The sequence below is a fragment of the Niastella sp. genome, assembly GCF_045805085.1.
In the GTDB taxonomy this organism is placed as follows: Bacteria; Bacteroidota; Bacteroidia; order Chitinophagales; family Chitinophagaceae; genus Niastella.
Window position 1 is genome coordinate 1 of record NZ_JBJMLX010000543.1, and the last position, 7388, is coordinate 7388.

Below are 7388 nucleotides of genomic sequence, written 5' to 3' on the forward strand. Positions count from 1 at the left end.
GTACATTACTTCATTGTGGGGTTGCCTGATAATGCGGTAAAAGAAAGTCTGCAACGGGTAGAAAGCGCCATAAAGACCATCGGCTACCAAATGCCCCGCACCAAACTGGTCATAAACCTGGCGCCGGCCGATATAAAGAAAAGCGGTTCCTCCTTCGACCTCGCCATAGCCATTGGCATACTTGCAGCCAATAACCAGCTGATTGATCCGCAAAGATTAAAAGATTATGTAATTATGGGTGAGCTCAATCTCGATGGAACGATTCATCCCATAAAAGGCGCCCTGCCAATTGCCATTACCGCCCGTAAAGAAGGCTTTAAAGGGCTGATAGTACCAAAACAAAATTGTCGCGAAGCGGGCATGGTGAATGCATTACCGGTATATGGCATTGAACACCTTACCGAGCTGATAAAGTTCATGAATGATGAATTAAGCATACAACCGGTAGCAATAAATACAAGGGAAGAATTTTTTGATGCCCAGGAAGATTTTGAGCATGATTTCAGTGAAGTAAAAGGGCAGGAAAACATTAAGCGGGCGCTTGAGATAACAGCTGCCGGCGGTCATAACGCCATTCTCATTGGGCCACCCGGATCGGGCAAAACCATGCTGGCTAAACGCCTGTCAACCATTCTGCCGCCCCTGTCATTAAAAGAAGCGTTGGAAACCACTAAAATACATTCCGTAGCAGGCAAGCTGCCAGCGCATGCAACTCTCATAGCGAAAAGACCGTTCCGTTCGCCGCATCATACTATCAGTGATGTGGCGCTGGTTGGTGGCGGCAGTTTACCCCAGCCTGGCGAAATTTCGCTAGCCCATAATGGTGTTTTGTTCCTCGATGAATTGCCCGAATTCAAACGCAGTGTGCTGGAAGTGATGCGGCAGCCGTTGGAAGAACGGCGCGTAAGCATAAGCCGGGCCAGGGTGGCCATTGACTTTCCGGCCAGTTTTATGTTAATATCGGCGATGAATCCCTGCCCCTGTGGCTTTTACAACCATCCCGAAAAAGAATGTACCTGTGCACCCGGTCTCGTTCATAAATACCTGAATAAAATTTCGGGGCCCTTACTGGATCGTATAGACCTGCATGTGGAAGTAACGCCTGTGCCCTTCAACGATTTAAGCAGACCCAGACAGGCAGAACCCTCCTCGGCCATTCGGGCAAGAGTGATAGAAGCCCGGGCCATACAAACGCAGCGTTATAAGAATAATGCCGGTATTTATTGCAATGCTCAAATAAACAGTAAGCTGTTGAAAGAAGTATGCACGCCTGATGCAGCGGCGCTAAACCTGTTAAAAGCTGCGATGACCAAACTCAATTTATCGGCGCGGGCGTATGATCGTATTTTAAAAGTAAGTCGTACTGTGGCAGATCTGGCGGGTAGTGAAATTATTTTAACCGAACATGTGGCGGAAGCTATAACCTACAGGAATCTTGATAGAGAAAGTTGGGGTGGGTGAAAGAAGTAGCAATCGATGGCAAAAGATAAAAAATGGCAAGCAATAGTAGAATCGTTCAACTAGTTCTGGATCGTTTTAAGCGAAGACGTGTTCCACTCTTCGGTAGAAACTTTATTCCCGCTTTTGCTTTTTAAGACCCTGGCAAAAACTTCACCGATGATCTGGGCGATTGTTTTTCGAACAATCCGTGCATCTAACCAGAAGTTTGCATTACGAACATAAAAAGCATCAAACTGGTAACGGTGAAAAATGCTTTCAAAATCTTTGGTAGGACCGCGATAGCCTTTGATCTGGGCCAAACCGGTGATACCGGGTTTTACCAGGTTTCTGAATTTATAGCCGCTAACAGCGTTGGCGAATTTATTGCAGTCTGCGTTCATATGCGGACGTGGACCAACAATGCTCATCTGGCCCATTAAAACATTGAAGAACTGGGGGAATTCATCCAAACCGGTAACCCGTAAAAATTTACCTATGCGGGTAATGCGGGGATCATCTTCACTGGCCTGACGAATATCAGCTTCCCGGTTAATGCACATCGTACGCAGCTTATAACACCAAAATACCCGTCCCAGAAACCCAACACGCTTTTGTTTAAAAAGCACCGGGCCTCTTGAATCCAATTTTATAAGCACCATTAAGATGGGTAATAACCAGGAAAGAACCAACACAATGATCATCAGTGATGTAACTATATCAAAACAACGCTTGGCAACAAAATATCCATGCTTGCGCTCCAAATACAGCCTTAGCGAGGGCGTCTGTTCTGTAAAAAACTTGACTCTCTTATATACTAAATTTTCGGGTTGCTCGATCATAGCACAGGTATTATGGTTTCTTCAAGGACTTTGTTAACGAAATTAATGCCGTATTAGTACCTCACACACACTTTAACATCGCATTTAATATTAAAACAACAAAATCGCTTAAACCCCTAAACATGAATGTTAAAACAAATTTTTAGAATTGGTAAAATCCCACCATTGACAATGCAAACTTAAGAAAGGTTGCATCAAAAAAGGTTTAAAATAATTTTCCTATTTTCTTTTATATCAACCTCTTTCACGAAAATTCCTTAAAACTACACGCTTATTGCTAAAACTGCACACTTATCGGCTAAAGCATCTATTTTTTTAACTTTTTTATGCTGAAGTGAAGCAACGTTTTTGTGCATTTTTACACTCCTTTAGCAGATAAATGTTTAAAAATGCGTTTACATTTGCAGAATTATTAAAAACTACTGGCTGAGAGGTTAGATTTCGCATAACCACAATTAGAAATGAAGTCTTGTCCCCAAAAAATTGATTTTTACCTGTTAATACCCTTTTATAATAATCTACCGGGGCTGCTTCATTCATTGCAAAGTGTACTATATGATGCAGACAAATATGCTGTAGTAATTGTTGACGACGGCAGCACCCATCCTGTTACCCTGGAAGACGTGTACAGGCAGATCTCAAAAAATATATCTGTAGAGATTATACAATTGCCTTATAATAAAGGAATTACAATTGCCTTAAACACCGGGCTTCAATGGATCATGCAGCAAAACAAGGCAAGTTTTGTTGCCCGGCTCGATTGTGGTGACATTTGTACGCCGGAAAGATTTTACCGTCAGGTAACTTTTTTACAGGAACATCCACAAATAGACCTGGTTGGCAGCTGGTGCATATTCAAAGACTTTACTACCAACGTAGCATTTAAATATATTACCCCTACCCAACAAAAACAGATAAAAAGGGGTATGTATTTTAGGAATATTTTCATCCATCCTACCGTAATGTGGCGGTGCGATGCTATGAAAGAGAACAAACTGTACCCCGAAACCTATCCTGATGCCGAGGATTATGGCTTTTTCTACCAGTTCCTGTTGAAGGGTGAATGTGCCATTATACCCGAATACCTGGTGACCTGCGAAATAAATCATAAAGGTATTTCGCTGAATTCCAGAAAAAAGCAGCTGAATAGCAGGATTAAAGTCGTAAGAGAATACGGAAGGAATAGGGTTTTACGTTATTTGGGGGTTTTAAAATTGAGGTTGCTCTTAATTATTCCATACAACCTGGTTTTTGCCATGAAAAGGGTTTTGTATGGAGTATAATAATACTGATCAAATGCCATATGATAAATACAGGGCTTGTTTTTGCATAAGCACCTGAAGACAAATGAGTTGCTGTTACCATTAAATCCATTTATTATGAAAATTGTACATGTGGCGGAGGCTTTTGCGGGGGGGATCGTAGTTTTTGTTAAATCTGTGGTTGAAAATATGCCTGATGATGAGCATATTATTGTTCATGGCGAAAGAGCCCATGTAACAAGATTTACTGATATTAGAAAACAGTTTGCCCGAACCAATGCCCGTTTTGTGCGGTGGCATTCAGCCCAACGAAGCATTAAGGTATCGAAAGATTTCGCGGCGTTTTTTGAATTATATAAAGTTTTAAAACGGCTGAAAAAGCAACAACAGATCGACGCCGTTCATTTACACTCCTCAAAAAGTGGATTTATTGGTAGAATTGTATGTAAGGTGCTGGGCATCGATAATGTAATTTATACACCTAATGGCGCTCCCTTCCTGGTGAGCACCAGTAAAATGTCAAACTTCTTGTACAAACAACTCGAACGCCTGGGCAATAATTTTGGCGGCCAGGTGGTTTGCTGCTCTCCATCAGAACAGGAAGAATACGAAAAGGCTGGCATTCAGGCTATTACTATTAACAATGGCATCAAATTCGACCGGTTTAGCCATTACGAAACAGAACCTTCCAACAATAAGTTCTGTATTGTAACCAGCGGCCGTATCATCAATCAAAAAAACCCCGCCTTATTCAATAATATTGCCCAATATTTTCAGGAATTTAACCAATTCGAATTCATTTGGATAGGTGATGGGCCCGAAAGAGCATTATTAACTTCTTCTAACATAACAATAACCGGTTGGTTACCTGGCGAGGAAGTAGCTCGCTTGATTTCCTCAGCCAATGTGTATTTATCAACAGCCAACTTTGAAGGTTTGCCTTATGCCGTGCTGGAAGCCCTGGCATTAAGAAAGCCTGTTCTATTAACAGACAGCGTAGGAAATAGGGATCTGGTTAAATCATGTTTAAATGGCGACCTGTTTAAGCACCATTCTGAGGCAATTGTAAAACTGCTGCAGTATTATAACAATACCAGCATGCTTAACATTATGGGAGAATTTTCTGCCCTTCATGGTAAAGAATCATTTAATGTAAATCATACCTTTACCCGGTACAGGCATTTGTATGCCGGCAATCATATTGAAAATAATAACTATCTAAAGCCGGCCCTGGTAAATGCCTAATTAAATTGATTATTATCATGGAGAAGCAACTCAACGGGGTCATGAGCCATGATCTGATAAGGCAGAACCTTGATCAGATCAGGAGTTTTATTGAAATTGAGCTGGCAGAAAAAAAAGAAACCATAAAAGAGCAGGCTGCGGAAATTGAAGAGTTAAAAAAGCAATTGGAACAAAAAAATATTGCCATTAGCATGTTTGAGGCCAATACCCGTGAGTTTCAGGAAACTGCAGAAGGGAACAGACAATTAATAAATAAATTGCTGGGCGATATCAGCAAACTTCAAAATGACGTAGATTGGTACAGACGTACTTATGAAACCCGGAGTATTTGGGGCACCATAATGGAAAAGCTTTTCAGAAAAAGAGAAAAATAATACCAGGCAAGTCTCATTTTAATTTCTTTAGGGAAAAATGGAAATCAACATCTATAACGAACGGCCGGTAATAGAATTAGCGGCCTTTACGGACGGTGGAAATAGTGCTGAATATTTACAACAGATAGACAATTTAAAACAAACGTTTCAAATTGATATAACGCTAAATACAACGCCTGTTAGAGCAGTATTGTTTACTAATCAATATATCGATTCAAGGTGGGCATTTGTTTTTGACAATAACCAAACCCACGTTATGCAGTCTGCCTATCTTAAACCGGCAGAGCTGATGGATCAGTTATTCAAAAAAAAGCGGGAGAAAGCACATAAATTAAATCCCGATTTTACTTACTTCATGGCCTATAACCATGATTATCAGAATTACTATCACTGGACTATTCAATGCCTTCCTTCACTGGCGTTGTTTCTTTCATTAAAATCAGTTCGCAATAATACCAAGCTTTTATTACCTCAAGGCTTACCTGCTTTTGCGATGGATTATTTAAAAGTATTAAAAATAGACCTGGAAAACGATGTGCAGTTCCTGACCATACAGGAAGATCTGTATTTTGCCGAAAAGGTTATTTACCCATCCATGATCGGTGGTGAGTTTTCGTTTAACATCTCTCCCTTTATTTTGAATTTCGGCGACAAATATTTCAGCGAAAATATTTACCACCCAAACGGCACCAATAACAATCAAAGTAAAAAGATAGTGTATTGCTCCCGGCAAGACACAAAGAACAGAACCATTACCAACGAAAAGGAATTAATTGAGGTATTGGAAAACCGCTTTAATGCGGAAATTTTCATCACTGGAAACCACAACATTCAGGAGCAGGCCAATAAATTTTATTCAGCTGATGTTATAATTTCGCCGCACGGGGCCAACCTGTCAAACGCTTTGTATTGCAGACCTGATACATATATTATCGAAATGCTTCCCGATAAATATTTAAATCCATGTTTTGCAACGATTGCCTTGAACAAAGGCTGTAAATATCTTCCTTTAATATTTAAAACGACCTCTGCCGATGGACACCAACATGAATATAAATGGCAGATCGATATTTCGTTACTAGAAGATATGCTTAGACTAATAGTTTAAATCTTAAGCCTCCTAAAATAATGATCTCGAAAAAATTAAATACTAAAACTCTACCAAGTAATAACCTTATTAGTTCACAAGTTGAATCAGAACAATTATACGAATCGCTTGACAATGATCCTTTTTTTGAGATAATATCACATAAGAAATTATTTAAAGCCGGTTGGTACGTAATAAATTATGAATTTAAACTGATAAAAGGCGAAATTCTTTTGCCTAAAGTATACTTCGATTTTGGCTCAGGATATTCCGAATTACATCACTGGAAATTGTTTTACGAAAAAGGCCGTCTGTTCGGTCTTATTAAAGTTCCATGGGATTGTCAAAAGCTGCGGCTTGATATCTCAGAATCGAATATTCAGTTTACCGCAGGGATTATTGAACTTAAAAAGGTACATAAAGCCTATGCCGTATTATACCTATTTAATATCCTGAAGAAGCTGAATACAACTCCGAAGAGTATATTGACCTCTGTTCTTAAGGAAGAAGGATTGGGAAATAAAAGGGCCATTATTAAATCAATAGCCAATGGTTCTTATTTCAGATTGGATTATCACAAAAGCCCTTTAAAAGAAGCTGAAGCGGTAACGGATCGATATGAGATCCCCTTATCGGAAGTGCTCCTATATAATACGATAAAGAAAGATGTTTTTGAAGAGTTTACGAAAGAGCTTATTGACCTGAAGCAACAATACATCGCCCCGGTTAATACCGACACCAAGGTAGATATTATTTTACCTGTATATAACGGAATTCAGTACCTGAGAAAGCTTATTCCACAACTTTATGAACGCAGTGACGTTCCGTTTAAATTACACATAATAGATGATTGCAGCCCCGACGAAAACACAGTGGCCTATTTAAAGGAGGCGCAAGACACCTATAAGGATCTCGTAGTAACAAGAAATACCCATAACCTCGGCTTTACCCGCACCGTTAACAAACTTTTCAGTGCCTGCAGCCAGGAGATTATTGTATTGCTCAATAGCGACATTGAGATTCCCGCGGGCTGGTTATCAAAATTGATCAGGCCGTTGTTACATGATAAAAAAATTGCTACCATTACCCCAATGTCTAATGCGGCTACCATCTGCAGTTTTCCAGAAATGCGGGATAATTA

At 40.0% G+C, this 7388-nt stretch carries 7 protein-coding genes; 6 read left to right on the top strand and 1 reads right to left on the bottom strand.

Annotation, left to right across the window (positions count from 1 at the left end; genetic code table 11):
* Nucleotides 1–1461 (top strand): YifB family Mg chelatase-like AAA ATPase (locus ACJ751_RS28220; RefSeq protein ID WP_407748886.1); only part of this gene is annotated, 1461 nt, incomplete at its 5' end.
* A gap of 59 nt (nucleotides 1462–1520) precedes the next feature.
* On the opposite strand, the gene ACJ751_RS28225 is transcribed toward ACJ751_RS28220, so the two are convergent.
* Nucleotides 1521–2279, bottom strand: a complete 759-nt coding sequence (locus ACJ751_RS28225; RefSeq protein ID WP_407748887.1) for a sugar transferase — start codon at nucleotides 2277–2279, stop codon at nucleotides 1521–1523.
* A 461-nt stretch (nucleotides 2280–2740) separates the two neighbouring features.
* On the opposite strand from ACJ751_RS28225, the gene ACJ751_RS28230 reads away from it, so the two are divergent.
* The 5 genes from ACJ751_RS28230 to ACJ751_RS28250 form a co-directional block, all read left to right on the top strand.
* The gene (locus ACJ751_RS28230) at nucleotides 2741–3562 is read left to right on the top strand and encodes a glycosyltransferase (protein ID WP_407748888.1); all 822 of its coding nucleotides are present in this window, start codon (nucleotides 2741–2743) and stop codon (nucleotides 3560–3562) included.
* 96 nt (nucleotides 3563–3658) lie between these two features.
* Nucleotides 3659–4786, top strand: coding sequence for a glycosyltransferase (locus ACJ751_RS28235; protein WP_407748889.1), 1128 nt, complete (start codon nucleotides 3659–3661; stop codon nucleotides 4784–4786).
* A 17-nt stretch (nucleotides 4787–4803) separates the two neighbouring features.
* Nucleotides 4804–5160, top strand: coding sequence for a hypothetical protein (locus ACJ751_RS28240; RefSeq protein WP_407748890.1), 357 nt, complete (start codon nucleotides 4804–4806; stop codon nucleotides 5158–5160).
* A 37-nt stretch (nucleotides 5161–5197) separates the two neighbouring features.
* On the top strand, nucleotides 5198–6268 hold the full coding sequence (locus tag ACJ751_RS28245; RefSeq protein ID WP_407748891.1) for a glycosyltransferase family 61 protein: 1071 nt from the start codon (nucleotides 5198–5200) through the stop codon (nucleotides 6266–6268).
* Nucleotides 6269–6288: 20 nt separating this feature from the next.
* On the top strand, nucleotides 6289–7388 hold a 1100-nt coding region (locus ACJ751_RS28250; RefSeq protein ID WP_407748892.1), incomplete at its 3' end, for a glycosyltransferase family 2 protein.